The sequence below is a fragment of the Leifsonia sp. RCC_180 genome, assembly GCF_058138205.1.
On sequence record NZ_CP200340.1, the window covers coordinates 3270238 to 3285958 of the forward strand.

Here is a 15721-nt window from a genome sequence, read left to right on the forward strand (position 1 = left end):
TTCAGTCCTTCACCGCTCCGGCCGTGACGCCCGCCGCGACGTACTTCTGGGCGATCACGAGCAGCACAGCCGCAGGGATGGAGGCGACGACGGCGGTCGCCATGATCGCGTTCCACTCCTGGTTGTTGTTGCCGATGTACTTGTAGATGCCGAGCGTGATCGTCTGCAGGGTGCCACCGCTGTTCAAGGTCGACGAGAAGATGAAGTCCGACCAGGCCCACAGGAAGGCGAACAGCGACACCGTGACGATGGAGTTGCGGCTCACCGGAAGCACGATCGAGCGGAAGGTGCGCCACGTGCCCGCGCCGTCGATCTTCGCGGCGCTCATCAGTTCGTCGGGGATGCCTGTCATGAAAGCCGTGAAGATCAGCACACCGAACGGGACGGCGAGCGTCGAGTCGGCGATGATCAGTCCCCAGATCGTGTTGAGGATGCCCAGGTTCAGGTAGATGGCGTAGAAGCCCATCGCCATGATGATGCCGGGGATCATCTGCGCGATCAGGAGCACGAATCCGAGCGCTCCACGACCGCGCGGGCGCAGCTTGGCCAGCGAGTACGCCGCCGGAGCCGCGAGCGCCACCGTCAGGATGACCGTGCCGAGCCCTATGAGGAGGCTCGTGCCGAGATAGGGCAGCTGCTGGCTGAGGACCGCCTGGTACCCCTCGAAGGTGGCGTGCACCGGGAAGAGGTTCGGCGGGCTCTTGCGCATCTCATTCGTCGGCGTCAGCGAGACGTTGATCATCCAGTAGACCGGGAAGAGCATCAGCGCCGTGAGCAGGATGCCCACGACGGTCTTCCACCAGGGCCGCCGGCCGTTCATGCGAGATCCTGCTTTCGCTGGGTGCGGATGTAGATGACGCCGAAGACGAGGGCGATGACGATCAGCACGTTGCCGACCGCGGCGGCCGGGCTGAAGTCGGGCAGTGTGGAGGCGAACCCGAGCTGGTAGGACCACGTCGCCAGGGTCGTCGACGAGGTTCCCGGGCCGCCCCTGGTCATGATCCAGATGATGTCGAAGACCTTCAGGGTATAGATCAGGCCGAGGAGCAGCGTGATGGCGGAGACCGGCCGCAGCAGCGGAAAGGTCACCCTCCAGAACTTCTGCCAGCCGTTCGCGCCGTCGAGGGACGCGGCCTCGTAGAGCTCGGTCGGGATGTTCTGGAGTCCTGAATACAGGATGACGAGATTGAACGGGATCCCGATCCAGATGTTCGCGATGATCACGCTGGTGAGCGCCCAGTCGGGCGAGGTCAGCCAGTTGATCCCGGGAAGACCGACCGCCTCCAGCAGGGCGTTCACGACACCGGAGTCGCTGTTCAGCATCCACGACCAGGTCGACGCCGACACGATCAACGGCAGCAGCCACGGCACGAGGAACAGCGCGCGGAGCGTGGCCGAGAGCCGGAAGTTCTGGTGGAAGAAGACCGCGAGCGCCATGCCGATCGTGAACTGGAACGCGATCGAGATCACGGTGAAGAGTCCCGTGTGCAGGATGGCCGGCGCGAAGGTCGGGCTCTGGAACACCTTCACGTAGTTGTCCAGGCCGACGAAGGGTGCATCCCCCTGCACGAAGGAGCGCACCGTGTAGTCGCGGACGCTGAGCTCGATGTTGCGGTAGAGCGGGAAGGCGTAGAAGACGATCAGGTAGAGGACCACCGGGGCGAGGAACGCCCAGGCGGCCCACTGTCCCGACCGGCGCTTCGGGGCCCTGGACGGGGCGGCCGTGTGGGCCACCCCGTCCTCGCCCCGCACAGCACCGCGCGGTGCTGCCTGTGTCGTGGTCATGGATCCGTGCTTTCGAAGGAGGTGCAGGTCGGTTACTTCGTCGCAGCCTCGGCCGCGCTCTGGGCGGTCTTCAGCGCCGCTTCCGGCGTCTGCGAGCCGCTCAGGGCATTCTGGACCGCGCCCCAGAGCTGCTGCGAGATCTTCGGGTACTTGGTGCCCAGGTTGTCGCTGGTGCGGCCCTTCGCCGCGGCCACCGCATCCACCCACGGCTTCAGCTCAGGGTTCGCGGCGACCTGCTCCTTCTGCGCCGCCTCGGTGGGGGCGATGTAGGAGAGGGTCGTGTCGGTCTTCACGAAGCTCTTGGTGCTGGTGAGGCAGTCCGCGATCTTCTTCGAGGTCGCGTAGCGTGCGGTGTCCTTCTGGACCGGGAGGGTCATGAACTCGCCGCCCGTCGGCGCAGGCGCCGCGGAACCGTCGGCGGCGGGGATGGTGAGGATGCCGTAGTCGATACCGGCCTTCTTCACGTTCCCCAGCTGCCACGTGCCGTTCTCGCCGAACGCGTAGTCGCCGGTCGCGAACTCCTGCCACGACGTGGTCTGGGTGTTGTTGATCACCGAGTTGGGGGCGTAGCCCTTCTTCACCCAGTCCGTCCAGAGCGTGAGCGCCTGCACCGCCTTGGCCGAGTCGAGGTGCTTCAGGTCGGCCCCGGAACCCCAGAACCAGGGGAGGAACTGGAAGCTGCCCTCCTCGGTGCCGATCGCCGAGAAGGTGATGCCCTTCTTACCGGCGGCGGTGACCTTGGCGAGGGCGGCGGTGAGGCTGTCCCAGTCGGTAATGCTCGCCACGTCGACGCCGGCCGCGCTGAGGACGGCCTTGTTGTAGTACAGCGCCAGCGTGTTGGCTCCGATCGGGACCCCGTAGGTCTTCCCGTCGAGCTGACCGGCGGCCAGGATGTTCTTCTGGATGTCGGAGGTGTCCAGCTTGTTCTCCGACGTGCTGGTCAGGATGCCGGCCTCGGCCAGGGTCGAGACGACCGGGTTGTCGACCAGCAGGAGGTCCGGCGAGCTGCCCTGCTGGCCGGCCAGAAGCGCCTTGTTGGTCAGGTCGCTCGTGTCGTAGCCGGTGCGCTTGACGGTGACGCCGGCCTCGGTGCCGCACTGCTCGACGAGCTTGGTCCAGTCGGACGACGCGTCGAACTGGGGGTACGGGTCCCAGAACGCGTACGTCCCGCCCGCGCTGCTGGTCGAGTTCGAGCCGGAGCCCGAGCAGGCTGAGACGCCGCCGATGACGGCCGTCGCGAGAATCGCGGCGCCGATGAGGCGCGCGTGCTTGTGTGCGATCACAGTATTCCTCCTTGAATCGTGCGTTGCTGTCGTGTCGTCCGGGGAGCACCGGGCTGGGTATGGGTCGCTGCGTGTGAGTTCGGGTTCATCGGGTGCTCCCGCGGATCGTGAGTTCCGGTGCGATGAACCGGGTGACCGGGGCTCCCGCGAGCTCCGGCGACGTGATCCGGCGCACCAGTTGCCGGACCGCGTTCTGGCCCAGCTGATCGGGCGAGCTCTCCACCGCCGTGTAGGGCAGGGAGAACGCTCGGCCGAAGTCTTTGGAGTAGAGGCTCGCCACCGAGAGGTCCTCGGGTACCCGCATCCCGCGGGTGGCCAGCACGGAGGGCAGTGCCGCGATGGTGGCGTCGTTGTGCACGATCAGCGCGGTCGCGGTGGGGCGCGCATCCAGGATCGCGTTCATGCTCTGGCCGATGGCCGGCTGCTGCGCCTCGCCGTAGTAGGGGTGGATCTGGATGCCGTACCTGGCAGCGCGCTCGAGCGCCGCATCCCGGAACCGCCAGCCGTAGGCGCCGCCGCGTTCGAACACGTGCTTGGGCGGCGAGACGACGATGATCTCGCGGTGGCCGAGGCCGTAGAGGTGGTCGACGAGGATGCGCGCGGACTCGCCGAAGTCCAGGTCGAAGACGTCGAGTCCTTCGGTCTGCTTGGGCAGTCCGACGAGGGCTCCGGGCTGGGCGGCCGCCCTCATGGTCGCGAGGCGCGGATCCTCGTGCACGACATCCAGCAGGACGACGCCGTCGACCATCCCGGCGCTGGTCACCCGGCGCAGGGCCGCGGTCGCGTCGGTCTCGGTGACCAGCAGGATGTCGTACCCCAGCTCGCGCGCGGTGTCCGACACCGGGAGCACGTACTGGAGCATCGCGGGGGCGAACTCGTCCTGGTGGAACTGCGTCAGCAGGCCGATGACCATCGTCTGGGAGGTGGCGAGGGCCCGGGCGCCGGCGTTCGCCGTGAAGCCGAGGGCGGCGACGGCCTCGTCGATGCGGGCCCGGGTCTCGGGGGAGATCGAGCGCTTACCGGAGAGAGCGTAGGAGACCGTGCTCGGGGAGACTCCCGCGTGGCGGGCCACATCGGTGATCGTGATCGCCACAGCGCGCCTCCTCGGAGCATTCATCGTCGAACCGGTTCGATCACTGTAGCGACTCTGGGAGGGGTTCACAAGTCGAAGCGGTTCGATAGTTTGCGCGCACTTGCGTACTGAAGGAGATCGGGCGTCGAATCTCCTTCGATTGGCAGTACTGAAGGAGATTCGGCCGTCGGCGGTTCGAATTTCCTTCGTTGGCCTGCGCTCGGCGGGCCGCGCGGGCAGCGGGCAGACGGGCGCAGGCAGCATGCCGCAGCGGCTGCAAGTGCGGCAGCGGCTGCAAGCGTCGCAGCGAGTGCAGGTGCAGGGGTGTCCGTTCCGCTCTCACCCCCACTTGAGGTGCTCGTAGTTGCGCTCGCCCACGGCGTGTCGGCAGCAACTGCGAGCACCTCACGAAAGACGGGGTTGCGGTGGACGTCGTGCCTGCTGCCGCACAACGAAGGAGATCGGGTGTCGGATCTCCTCCGATTGGCAGTACTGAAGGAGATCCGGCGGTTGGCTGTGCGAATTTCCCTCCCCGCGCGGCGCGCGGCGGGCAGCGCGAGGCGGAGGTGGCGAGTGGCCCGGCGCGGCGGGCGAACTGGCCGAGCGGGCGAACTGGCCGAGCGGGCGAAAGCGCGCGCCGGGCGAAGCGGCCGGGCGGGCGAAGCGGCCGGGCCGGGCGGGGCGGCTCAGGGGATGGGGCGCGTGCTCCCGCGGTCCACGAGCGTCGGCTCGATGAAGCGGGCGCGCGGGGCGCCGGCCTCGTCCGGGTTGGCGATCCGGCGGATCAGGCGGCGCACGGCCTCCTCGCCGAGCCGGTCGGGCAAGGTCTCCGCGGCGGTGTACGGAAGGGAGAACGCCTGCCCGAAATCCTGCGAGAAGACGCCCACGACGGAGAGGTCTTCCGGTGTACGGACGCGCCGCTTGTCCAGATAGGCGGGCAGCGCAGCGATGGTCGCATCGTTGTGGACGACCAGCGCGGTCGCATCCGGCGACGCCTCGAAGGCGGCATCGAGCGACTCCGTGATCCGAGGCTGCCGCGATTCGCCATAGTGCGACACCAGCCGCATCCCGTAGCGGGCGGCCCGCTCGAGCGCGGCGTCGCGGAACCGCCAGGCGTACGAACCGCCGCGGTCGTAGACGTGGCGGGGCGGGGTTATGAGCAGGGCGTCGCGATGCCCGAGTTCCGCCAGGTGGTCCACGATCAGCCGCGCGGCCTCGCCGAAGTCGAGGTCGTAGGAGTCGAATCCCTCGCCGTTGCGGGCGTAGCCGATCAGCACGGCCGGCTGGGTCGTCTCGCGCAGCGGGTCGAGTCGCACGTCGTCGTAGGTGACGTCGAGCAGGACGACGCCATCCACCATCGCGGAGGAGGTGGTGCGCCGCACGGCGTTCACGAGGTCGGTGTCCGTGACCATGAGCAGGTCGTAGCCGTGCTCGCGGGCCGTCGTCGACACGGGCAGCACGTACTGCAGCATCGCCGGCGCGAACTCGTCCTCCTGGAATTGCAGGTAAAGACCGAGGACGTTCGTCTGCGCGGTGGCGAGGGCGCGGGCGCCGGCGTTCGGCGTGAAGCCGAGCTGCTCGATGGCGGCCTGGATGCGCGTCCGCGTCTCCTCGGAGATCGCGCGCTTGCCGGAGAGCGCGTACGACACCGTGCTGCGCGAGACGCCGGCTGCCCGGGCGACGTCGCCGATCGTGGTCGCCATGTCGTACCTCCTCGACGGGTCGATTCTGTCATGCCGTCACAGCGCACCGGCGCGGCGCGGGCGTCGAATCGGTTCGCCGAGAATCCTTGACGAAAAACGTCAAGGGGGACTAGCTTGCACACATCGTCTGTCGAACCGGTTCGACAAGCGATGTACTCAGGCAGACGGCGGACACGCGCCGTGGTGCGACGGAGCATCCATCAGGGCGTTCCGCGTACCCCGGTGCGGTTCGAGCGGCAGGGATGACGCTCGCCGATTCTGCCTTCCGATCGAGAACGATGGAGAACAACGATGTCTGAAACACGTTCGATCCGGCGCGCAACACGGATCCCCGACCGCGGATCCCATCCGCCCACGCCCCGCCGTGGGGTGTTCCGCACCGTCGTCACCGCCGCGACCGGCGCAGCCCTCGTGGTCGGCGGCGGCGCTCTCGCAGCGCTTCCGGCGGATGCCGCTCCCACCGCAGCGAACACGCTCGTCGTGCAGGCGGATCAGCCGTTCCGTCCCGTGACCCATGTGGCGACCGGCTCGCTGTACGGCCTCGCGAACGCGACGACGCCCTCCGACGCCCTCGTGCAGGCGATCAAGCCGAACACGTTCGTGATGATGCCCATCGGCGGGCACCAGCAGGGCTCCGGCGACATCGGCCAGACCTGGCAGAAGGCGAACGCGGCCGGCGCGAAGGTCGTCGACCGGCTCTCCGACTACTACGCGGGCTGGCCGTACCAGTTCTCCTGGAGCACGTGGGACCAGGTCGTGACGACCCAGATCCAGCAGGTGAAGGCCTCGGGGATGACGAACCTCGCCGCCTACGCGCCCTGGAACGAGTCAGACAACACCTGGCTCGCCTCCAACGGCACGTTCGAGGACTTCTGGACCCACACCTACCGGCTGATCCGCAGCCTCGACGCGACCACACCGATCCAGGGGCCCAGCTTCTCCGACAACATCGGCGACATGCAGAACTTCCTGCAGAACGCGGTCGCTACGGACACCGTGCCCGATGTCCTGGCCTGGCATGAGCTCATCTCGTCGTCGAAGATCGCCGGCGACGTGGCCAAGGTGGAGGCGATGGAGGATGCGCTCGGCATCCAGCGCCGCCCGATCGACATCGAGGAGTACGCGGCTCCGGCGGAGGTGGGCATCCCCGGGTCGCTCGTGGGCTACATCTCCAAATTCGAACGGCTCGGCATCCGTAACGCCGAACTCGCTTTCTGGAACCAGTCCGGTGCGCTGGGCGACCTCCTCACCGGCCAGGGAGGCAAGCCGAACGGCGCCTACTGGCTCTACACCTGGTACGCCGGCATGAACGGCGACATGGTCACCACGACACCGCCCGGCAACAACAATTTCGACGCGGCAGCCTCCGTCAGCCCCGGCAAGAAGGAGGTGGACGTGATCACCGGCGGCACCTCGGGCGCGGCCGGCATCCGAGTCGCGGGCCTCGACAAGCTGCAGCTGGGCAGCAAGGTCAACGTCAAGGTGGAGTTCACTCCGTCGTACGGCAGGACCACGGCCGTGGCCGCACCGACCACGATCTCCACCACGAACTACCAGGTCGGCGATGACGGCTCCATCACGGTTCCCGTGGTCATGAACCCGGCGTACGGCTATCACATCGTGGTGACCCCGGCCGGCGACTCCGTCGACCTCTCGGGCACGTACACGATCTCGAACGTCAACAGCGGGCTCTCTCTCGACACGCAGTCCTCCGGCACCGCGTCCGGTACCGCGGCGGTCCAGAACACGGCCGCTGCCGGCGGAAGCGCCACCCAGACGTGGAAGCTCGTCTCCGCGGGTTCCGGCCTGTACAAGGTGGTGAACCCGGCATCGGGGCTCGCCCTCGGCATCCAGGGCGCATCCACCGCCACCGGCGCTCCCGCGGTGATCTGGGGTGACGGCGGGACGGACGAACAGCTCTGGCAGGTCGTCCCGGACGGGAAGGGGAACTACCGGTTCGCGAACTACGGCACCGGACTCGTCCTGTCCGTCGCCGGCATGAGCAAGGCGGCTGGTGCGGGCGTCGTCCAGTGGACCGACGGATCGGTGACCTCCGGGTGCACCGCAACCGGTCCCCGACAGCCCGGCAAGATCGGGTCGGCGCTCTCGTTCTGCAACAGCACGGCGTACGCCACCCTCCCGACCGGCGCCGTCAGCGGCCTGACCGGCGACTACACCGTCTCGGCGTGGGTGAACCCGGCGAGCAACTCCAGCTGGCAGCGCGTGTTCGACATCGGTTCCAGCAGCAACGCCAGCATGTTCCTGACCCTCAACGACGGAACCGAGCTGCGGTACGCCATCACGACCAGCGGCGGCGGGGGTGAGCAACGGCTGAACAGCGCGAGCAAGACCCTCCCGCTCAATCAGTGGTCGCTCGTCACGGTCACCGTCGCGGGGACGACGGGCGCCCTGTACGTCAACGGCCAGGTGGTCGCCACCAACGCAGCAATGACGGTCCACCCGTCGGCCTTCGGCCAGAGCACGCGCAACTACATCGGCAAGTCGCAGTACAGCGGCGACCCGGCGCTGAATGCGGCCGTGGACGACCTGAACATCTACAGCCGGGCGTTGAGCGCGGCCGAGGTCGCCGCCCTGGCGTCCGGTCAGGCCGGCAGCGGCGACGTCGTCCACTACGCGTTCGACGAGGCGGGGGGAACGACGCTGGTCGACTCCTCCGGCAGTGGACGCACGGGGACGGTCGTGGCAGGTGCCTCCGCGACGACGAACACCTCGGCGACGGATGCGCAGACCGCTGACCACTTCTGGACCCTGCACCAGGTGGCCGCGTCCGCTGCGCCCTCCGCCGTAACGGCCACGGCCGATGCGTCGGCCGTCACGGTGAGCTGGAGTGCTCCTGCGGACGACGGCGGGACGCCGATCACCGGCTACCGCGTCTACAGCGACGGTGTGACCGATCCGGTCGCCACGGTCGCCGCGGATGCGACAAGCGCGACGATTACGGGCGTCTGGCCCGGCGACAGTGCGCGGTTCGCGGTGGCGGCGGTCAACGCAGCGGGTGAGAGTGCGAAGTCGGAGCTGAGTGCGCCGGTGACCGTCCCGGACGGGTCCACCAGCAAGCCGGGCAAGGCCGTGCTCTCGAACGACAACGGCTGGGACACGGGTCTCAAGGATGGCGACTACAACGTCGTCATGAACCTGTGGTGGGGCGAAGAAGGGTCCATCTACCGGCTCTACGAGAACGGCGCCCTGGTCGCGACCAAGCAGCTCACCTTCGGCGGCGTCGGTGCGCAGCAGGTGTCCATCCCGGTGCACGGCAAGTCCGACGGCACCTACGTCTACACGGGTGAGCTCGTGAACAGCACGGGGACGACGGCGACGAGCAGCACCACCGTGACGGTGACGCAGGCCGCGCCCGGAACGCCGGTGCTGAGCAACGACAACCGCGGAGGCGGCGGCAGCTACACCGTCACGGCGAACATGTGGTGGGGAACCAACGCGACCTCCTACACGTTCTACGAGAACGGCGTGGCCGTCGGCCAGGGGAGCCTGGTGGCGCAGACGCCGGGTGCTCAGTCGGCGACGCTGGCGGTCCACGCGAAGTCCACGGCCACATACGTGTACCGGGTCGACTTCACCAATGCTGCGGGCACCACCAGCAGCAAGACGATGACGGTCACGGTCACCAAGTAGCCGAGGGGACACGGGAGGCGCGGGCCCAGCGGTCCGCGCCTCCTTTGCGTGCATCTTGGGCCCGTTTCATCGATCGCGGGACTGAATCCGAGAACGAACCGCTGTTGGAGTTGCTGAATCGATCGTGCCTACGATTCCCCTGACGAACCTCGTCCAGCGGTGTGAAAGGGAACGACAGTGCAGTTCAGATACCTCGGCAACTCCGGCTTCAAGATCTCCGAGATCACCTACGGCAATTGGCTGACCCACGGCTCGCAGGTCGAGAACGACACGGCCGCCGCCTGCGTCCGCGCGGCGCTCGATGCCGGAATCACCACCTTCGACACGGCAGACGTCTACGCCAACACGGCCGCGGAGACGGTGCTCGGCGAGGCGCTGAAGGGCGAGCGCCGGCAGTCGCTGGAGATCTTCACCAAGGTTTTCGGACCGACCGGACCCAAGGGCCACAACGACGTCGGACTGTCGCGCAAGCACATCCTCGAGTCGATCGACGGGTCGCTGTCGCGGCTGCAGACCGACTACGTCGACCTGTACCAGGCGCACCGCTTCGACTACGAGACGCCGCTCGAGGAGACCATGCAGGCGTTCGCGGACGTCGTGCGCCAGGGCAAGGCGCTCTACATCGGCGTCAGCGAGTGGACCGCCGAGCAGCTGCGTGCCGGTGCTGCGCTCGCGAAGGAGCTGCACATCCAGCTCATCTCGAACCAGCCGGAGTACTCGGCGCTGTGGCGGGTGATCGAGGAGGAGGTCGTGCCGACTTCGAAGGAACTCGGCATCTCTCAGATCGTGTGGTCGCCGGTCGCGCAGGGCGTGCTCAGCGGCAAGTACCGTCCCGGTGCGCCACTGCCCGAGGGCAGCCGTGCCACCGACGAGAAGGGCGGCGCGGGCGCCGTCAAGCGCTGGCTGACGGATGACGTGCTCACGCGCGTCCAGGAGCTCACGCCGATCGCGCAGGAGCTCAGCCTGACCCCGGCGCAGCTGGCCGTCGCGTGGGTGCTGCAGAACGACAACGTCGCCACGGCGATCATCGGAGCCTCCCGTCCGGAGCAGGTGGTCGAGAACGTGAAGGCCTCCGGCGTCACGATCCCCGCCGAGCTGCTCGGCCGCATCGACGAGGTCCTGGGCGGCGCCATCGAGCGCGACCCGTCGCACACGCACACGCGCTCGCCGAAGACCCGCGAGGCCTGACGCGCCGCGCTTCCCCCTCCTCCACCCCCGCGATTCGTGCCGAATGTCGACTTCGCCGCCGGCGAAGTCGACATTCGTGCCGAATCTGCGGAGGGATGGGAGGGGAGAGCAGGGAACATCAGGGGCGCCGCGATGGTTGGATGAGTTCGTGCTCCGAACGATGTTCAAGTCGAAGATCCACCGCGCCACGGTGACGCACGCCGACCTCCACTATGTCGGCTCGCTCACCGTCGACCTCGATCTGATGGAGGCCGCGGATCTCCTGCCGGGAGAGCAGGTCGCCGTCGTGGATGTGACCAACGGCTCGCGTCTGGAGACCTACCTGATCGCGGGCGAGCGCGGCAGCGGCGTGATCGGTGTCAACGGCGCGGCGGCGCACCTGGCGCAGGTGGGCGACACGATCATCGTGATCTCGTACGCCCAGCTCGACGACGCGGAGGCGCGCACGTTCACGCCCAGCGTCGTGCACGTCGATGAGCGCAACCGCATCCTCGCCGTGGGCGACGACCCTGCGGCGGCTCTCACGGACGGCGTCGAGTCGCCGCCGCTGTCGCTGCCGCGGTAGGCGCAGTGACTGTTTCAGCGCCCGCGCGCTTCTGCCCCAGCCGCAACGCGGGCCGCCGGTGCACCCGGCCGCTGGGCCACCCGGGGCTGCACCGCCACAACGGGGCGATGTGGAACGACACGTCCGCCGACCCGCCGCGCTGCCCCGGCTCGGGAGAGCCCGGGACGCCGGCCGAGACGCTTCCCGACGGCTTCCCGGAGGGTCGCGCGCTGTGCGAGCGCTGCCTGCGTTTCATCGACCTCGACGCGACCGGCCGGCTGGTCGAGCACGACACGACGGATGCGACCGAGACCGACGCCGACGCGCTCCGGGCGCGGGAGTGGTTCAACACCCACGGTTGGTGACGTGAAGAGACGCGCGGGACAGCGGCCCTAGCCGCGGCCCACCGGCCTCCCATAGTCTCGCGCCGTGGATCTCGAACTCAGCAGCAAGCACGCAGTCGTCACCGGGGCGAGCCGGGGGATCGGGCTTGCCATCGCCCGCGCTCTCATCCAGGAGGGCGCGACAGTGACCGGCATCGCCCGAAAGAGCACGCCCGAGACGGCGGCGCTGCAGCAGGAGGGCGGGTTCGAGCTTTTCGAGGCCGACCTGAGTACCGATGAGGGCATCATCGCCGTGGCGGCGCGGCTTTCCGGACCGGTCGACATCCTGGTGAACAACGTCGGGTCGGCTCCGCCGCGGCCCGGCGGATTCCCCAGCATCACCGACGAGCAGTGGTCGAACACGTACCAGCTGAACGCCCTGGCCGCGGTCCGGACCACCCGCGCGCTGTTCGACCGCATCCCCGACGGCGGATGCGTCGTGAACATCGCCTCCGAGAACGCGATCCTCGCCGACCCGCTGGTGATGGACTACAGCGCGGCGAAGGCCGCCCTGCTGAGCTTCACGAAGTCGCTCTCGAAGGAGGTCGGGCACCGCGGCATCCGGGTCAACTCGATCAGCCCGGGCCCGGTCGCGACGGATCTGTGGCTGGGAGCCGGCGGGGTCGCACAGACGGTCGCGGCGGCCGGCGGCGGCGACCCGGCGCAGGTGAAGCGCGGCGCCGAGGAGTCGATGGTGACCGGACGGTTCACGACACCGGAGGAGGTTGCCGCGCTCACGGTCATGCTCGCGAGCCCGCTGCTGGGCAACCTGACGGGGTCCGATGTGGTCATCGACGGGGGCCTCCGGCAGACGATGTGAGGAAGCCCGGCCGTCGGCGGTGGCTACACTACAGTTCATGAAGCGCGCCACCATCTACGATGTGGCACGTCAGGCGGGAGTCTCGCACCAGACGGTCACCCGCTTCCTCAACGGTTTCGAGGGCATCCGCCCGACGACGCGTGCGAAGGTCCAGGCCGCGATCGACGAGCTGAACTACCGGCCGAACGGGGCAGCCCGCTGGCTACGCTCGCGGCAGTCGAACCGCATCGGCATCCTGGCGCACCGCATGGAGCTGTCCGGCCCCGGCCGGATCATCGCCGGCGCCACGACGGCGGCGCGCAGCCGCGGGTACGTCCTCGACATCGCGTCGATGGACGGCGAGGACGTGGACTCGGTCGATGCGGCGCTTGACGTCGTCATGGAGCACCAAATCGCCGGCGTCTTCGCGACCGCCCAGACGAACGCGGTCCGCGTCGCGGTCGCGAACCGCAACATCGACGTCCCCATCTCCGTCGACTCGGGGGAGGGGCTGGCGTCGTTCGGCGCCAATCCCCGTGCGCACCCGGGCCGGCTCGCCGCCGCCCACCTGGCCGACCTCGGTCACCGCCGGGTCGCCTTCGTGAACGGGCCCGAGGTGTGGATCGCAGCGGGCGAGCGGCGGACGGGCTTCCTGGACGTGGCCGCCGAGCGCGGCCTGGAGGTGGTCTGGGAGCACGACGGCGACTGGTCGGCGGAGGCCGGCTATCGGGCGGCGCACGACCTGCCGGACGGGGTCACCGCCGTCGCGCTCGCCAACGACAGCATGGCCATCGGGCTGATCTTCGGGCTCGCGGAGCGCGGCGTCCGGGTGCCGGAGGATGTCAGCGTGATCGGGATGGACGACGCACCGGAGTCGCGGTTCCACCTCCCGTCGCTCACCACCATCCGGCTCGATTTCGAGGGCGAGGGCGCGTATCTGATGAACGTGCTGATCGCGAAGATCGAGGGGGAGGACGTCGCTGACGTGCCCGGTTACCGCCTCCCCGAACTCGTGCACAGAGGGTCGACGGCACCCGTCCGGGCACCGGAAAGGTAACCATCCGGTCTCGGTGCTTGTGCGCCGGGCGACGGCCTGTGTAGCATCGCACCCACCTAATGTTGTCGACAACATTCAGGAAGCACCCTCCGGATGTTGTCGATAACAGCGTGACGATGCGAAAGGTCGACGATGACCCAGAACCCCCCGTTCCCCGGCGTGCTCTTCGGAGCCGCCTACTACGCCGAGTACCAGGAGGCGGGGACGCTCGATCGCGACCTCGACCTGATGGTCGAAGCCGGGTTCACCGTGATCCGCGTCGGCGAGTCGGTGTGGTCGACGTGGGAGCCGCGCAACGGGGAGTTCGACCTCGACTGGCTCCAGCCGGTGCTCGACGGCGCGCACGCGCGGGGCATCGCCGTCATCCTGGGCACCCCCACGTACGCCATCCCGCCGTGGCTGCAGACGCTCCACCCGGAGATCGCGGCCATCGAGGGCGACGGGCATGCGATCGGCTGGGGAGCGCGCCAGGAGATGGACCAGTCCGTTCCCGTGTACCGCTGGTACGCGGAGCGGATCATCCGGAAGGTGGTCGCCCGCTACGCCGACCATCCCTCCGTGATCGGCTACCAGGTCGACAACGAGCCAGGCAACAACCTGCCGCACAACGAGAGCACCTTCCAGGCGTTCGTCGGCTGGCTGCGCGAACGCTACGGCACCGTCGAGCGGCTGAACGACGAGTGGGGCCTGGTCTACTGGTCGCACCGCATCGCCGAGTGGTCGGAGCTCTGGCGGCCCGGGGGTAACCGGATGCCGCAGTACCAGCTCGAATGGCGCCGGTTCCAGGGCGAACAGGCCACCGACCTGATCGCCTGGCAGGCCGCCATCGTCCGCGAGTACGCCAGGGACGACCAGTTCGTCACCACCTGCATCTCGTACTCCCGTCCGCAGATCTCCGATGATGAGCTCGTCGCCTCCCTCGATATCACCGCGGGCAACCCGTACTACCTGATGCAGGACGGCCTCTCCGCCGACGTCGACCTCCCGCGGCGCGCGCAGTGGTGGCACACCGGGCCGTGGGCCCTGTTCCAGTGGGCCGACCGGGCGTTCTCGTCGGCGCAGGAGCGCTTCCTCGTGACCGAGACGAACGCGCAGTCGATCGGCGGGCCCTGGCAGAACCAGCCGCCGTATCCCGGGCAGATCAAGCAGGCGGCGTTCGCGCTGGTGAGCCGTGGCGCCCGGATGGTCGAGTACTGGCACTGGCACACCCTCCACTTCGGGGTGGAGACCTACTGGGGCGGCGTGCTCCCGCACAGCCAGGTGCCCGGCCGCATCTACCGGGAGGTCGCTGAGCTCGGCGCGAGCCTGAAGCGCATCGGCGGCGCCCTCGACGGGTTCGAGCCGGATGCGGACGTGCTCATGCTGCACTCCACCGACACCAAGTGGTCGTTCGAGTTCTATCCGCCTCTCGCGACGGACGACGGCGGCCCCGACACCGAGTCGTACGGCCGCATCGCCGACGCCTTCTACCGCGGGTTCAGCGAGACCGGCGCGCAGGTGCGCGTGCAGCACACACGACAGTTCGTCCAGCACTCCGCGGCCGACCTGGTCGAGCGGTATCCAGTTCTCGTCGCCGCCGCCGAGTACGTCGCCGACGATGCGGTGCTGGATGCGCTGCGGGCGTATGCCGAGGCGGGAGGCCACCTGGTGCTCGGCATCCGCACCGGCTACGGCGACGAGCTGGCCCGAGCCCGCCGTGGCGTCGCACCGGACCGCCTGCACGACGCGGCCGGCGTCTGGTACGACGAGTACAGCAACCTGGCCGAGCCGCTGGACGTCACGGCGACCGGCACGGCCGGCACGGCCATCGAGCTGGAGCCGGGGTCGCAGGCGACCGCCTGGGTCGACGTACTCAACCTCGACGGCGCCGAGACGGTCGTCTCTTACGAGCCGACGGAACTGGGCGCCGACGCCGCGATCACGACGGCGCCCTTCGGTGCGGGGCGCATCACCTATGTCGGCACCGTCCCGAACCGGGAGCTCGCACGCAGCCTCGCGCGCTGGCTCGTGCCCGAGACGGCAGCATCCGCCTGGGCCGCCGAGTCGCCGGTGACCGTCAGCACCGGGCGCTCGGGCGAGAAGACCGTCACCTTCGTCCACAACTGGTCCGGGCGGCCGCACCGGGTCGACATGCCCGTCGACAGCATCCACGTCGAGACCGGCGAGCGGTATGCCGCCGGATCCCGCTTCACCCTCGAACCGCGCGACGTCGCCGTGTTCGAGGCCGCCGGTTCACAGGCGTGACCGGAACACCGA

Annotated in this window: 12 protein-coding genes; 7 read left to right on the forward strand and 5 right to left on the reverse strand. The window is 68.8% G+C overall.

All coding sequences use genetic code 11. The features are described from left to right. Position 1: 1 nt before the first annotated feature. From AB7E03_RS16160 to AB7E03_RS16180, 5 genes are all read right to left on the reverse strand, one after another. Positions 2-820 (reverse strand): carbohydrate ABC transporter permease, encoded by an 819-nt coding sequence (locus AB7E03_RS16160; RefSeq protein ID WP_489942358.1) that lies wholly within the window; start codon positions 818-820, stop codon positions 2-4. Further along, positions 817-1785 (reverse strand): carbohydrate ABC transporter permease, encoded by a 969-nt coding sequence (locus AB7E03_RS16165; RefSeq protein WP_489942359.1) that lies wholly within the window; start codon positions 1783-1785, stop codon positions 817-819. Before AB7E03_RS16165 ends, AB7E03_RS16160 begins: the two co-directional genes overlap by 4 nt. Before the next feature lie 32 nt (positions 1786-1817). Continuing rightward, positions 1818-3068 (reverse strand): sugar ABC transporter substrate-binding protein, encoded by a 1251-nt coding sequence (locus AB7E03_RS16170; RefSeq protein WP_489942360.1) that lies wholly within the window; start codon positions 3066-3068, stop codon positions 1818-1820. An 85-nt stretch (positions 3069-3153) separates the two neighbouring features. Then, positions 3154-4161, reverse strand: a complete 1008-nt coding sequence (locus AB7E03_RS16175) for a LacI family DNA-binding transcriptional regulator (protein ID WP_441783466.1) — start codon at positions 4159-4161, stop codon at positions 3154-3156. Between the two features lie 665 nt (positions 4162-4826). Further along, positions 4827-5843 (reverse strand): LacI family DNA-binding transcriptional regulator, encoded by a 1017-nt coding sequence (locus tag AB7E03_RS16180; RefSeq protein ID WP_489942361.1) that lies wholly within the window; start codon positions 5841-5843, stop codon positions 4827-4829. 291 nt (positions 5844-6134) lie between these two features. Between AB7E03_RS16180 and AB7E03_RS16185 the strand changes: the two genes are divergently transcribed. The 7 genes from AB7E03_RS16185 to AB7E03_RS16215 all read left to right on the forward strand — a co-directional run bounded on the left by AB7E03_RS16185 (position 6135) and on the right by AB7E03_RS16215 (position 15709). Further along, positions 6135-9494: an RICIN domain-containing protein gene (locus AB7E03_RS16185; RefSeq protein WP_489942362.1), complete on the forward strand. Its 3360-nt coding sequence runs from the start codon at positions 6135-6137 to the stop codon at positions 9492-9494. A 177-nt stretch (positions 9495-9671) separates the two neighbouring features. Continuing rightward, on the forward strand, positions 9672-10682 hold the full coding sequence (locus AB7E03_RS16190) for an aldo/keto reductase family protein (RefSeq protein WP_489942363.1): 1011 nt from the start codon (positions 9672-9674) through the stop codon (positions 10680-10682). A 148-nt stretch (positions 10683-10830) separates the two neighbouring features. Further along, positions 10831-11247, forward strand: coding sequence for an aspartate 1-decarboxylase (gene panD / locus AB7E03_RS16195; RefSeq protein ID WP_489942364.1), 417 nt, complete (start codon positions 10831-10833; stop codon positions 11245-11247). Between the two features lie 5 nt (positions 11248-11252). Further along, complete coding sequence (locus AB7E03_RS16200) at positions 11253-11591, forward strand: hypothetical protein (protein ID WP_489942365.1); 339 nt, start codon at positions 11253-11255, stop codon at positions 11589-11591. A 64-nt stretch (positions 11592-11655) separates the two neighbouring features. Next, positions 11656-12429 (forward strand): SDR family NAD(P)-dependent oxidoreductase, encoded by a 774-nt coding sequence (locus AB7E03_RS16205; protein WP_489942366.1) that lies wholly within the window; start codon positions 11656-11658, stop codon positions 12427-12429. Between the two features lie 37 nt (positions 12430-12466). After that, complete coding sequence (locus AB7E03_RS16210) at positions 12467-13465, forward strand: LacI family DNA-binding transcriptional regulator (RefSeq protein WP_489942367.1); 999 nt, start codon at positions 12467-12469, stop codon at positions 13463-13465. Positions 13466-13597: 132 nt separating this feature from the next. Continuing rightward, a complete protein-coding gene (locus AB7E03_RS16215; RefSeq protein ID WP_489942368.1) occupies positions 13598-15709 on the forward strand; it encodes a beta-galactosidase in 2112 nt (703 codons plus the stop codon). Positions 15710-15721: the final 12 nt, after the last annotated feature.

Bases quoted from the DNA above. Each gene is read 5' to 3' on its own strand.
- AB7E03_RS16160 (WP_489942358.1), bottom strand. From the start codon at position 820: ATGAACGGCCGGCGGCCCTGGTGGAAGACCGTCGTGGGCATCCTGCTC.
- AB7E03_RS16165 (WP_489942359.1), bottom strand. From the start codon at position 1,785: ATGACCACGACACAGGCAGCACCGCGCGGTGCTGTGCGGGGCGAGGAC.
- AB7E03_RS16180 (WP_489942361.1), bottom strand. From the start codon at position 5,843: ATGGCGACCACGATCGGCGACGTCGCCCGGGCAGCCGGCGTCTCGCGC.
- AB7E03_RS16185 (WP_489942362.1), top strand. From the start codon at position 6,135: ATGTCTGAAACACGTTCGATCCGGCGCGCAACACGGATCCCCGACCGC.
- AB7E03_RS16210 (WP_489942367.1), top strand. From the start codon at position 12,467: ATGAAGCGCGCCACCATCTACGATGTGGCACGTCAGGCGGGAGTCTCG.
- AB7E03_RS16215 (WP_489942368.1), top strand. From the start codon at position 13,598: ATGACCCAGAACCCCCCGTTCCCCGGCGTGCTCTTCGGAGCCGCCTAC.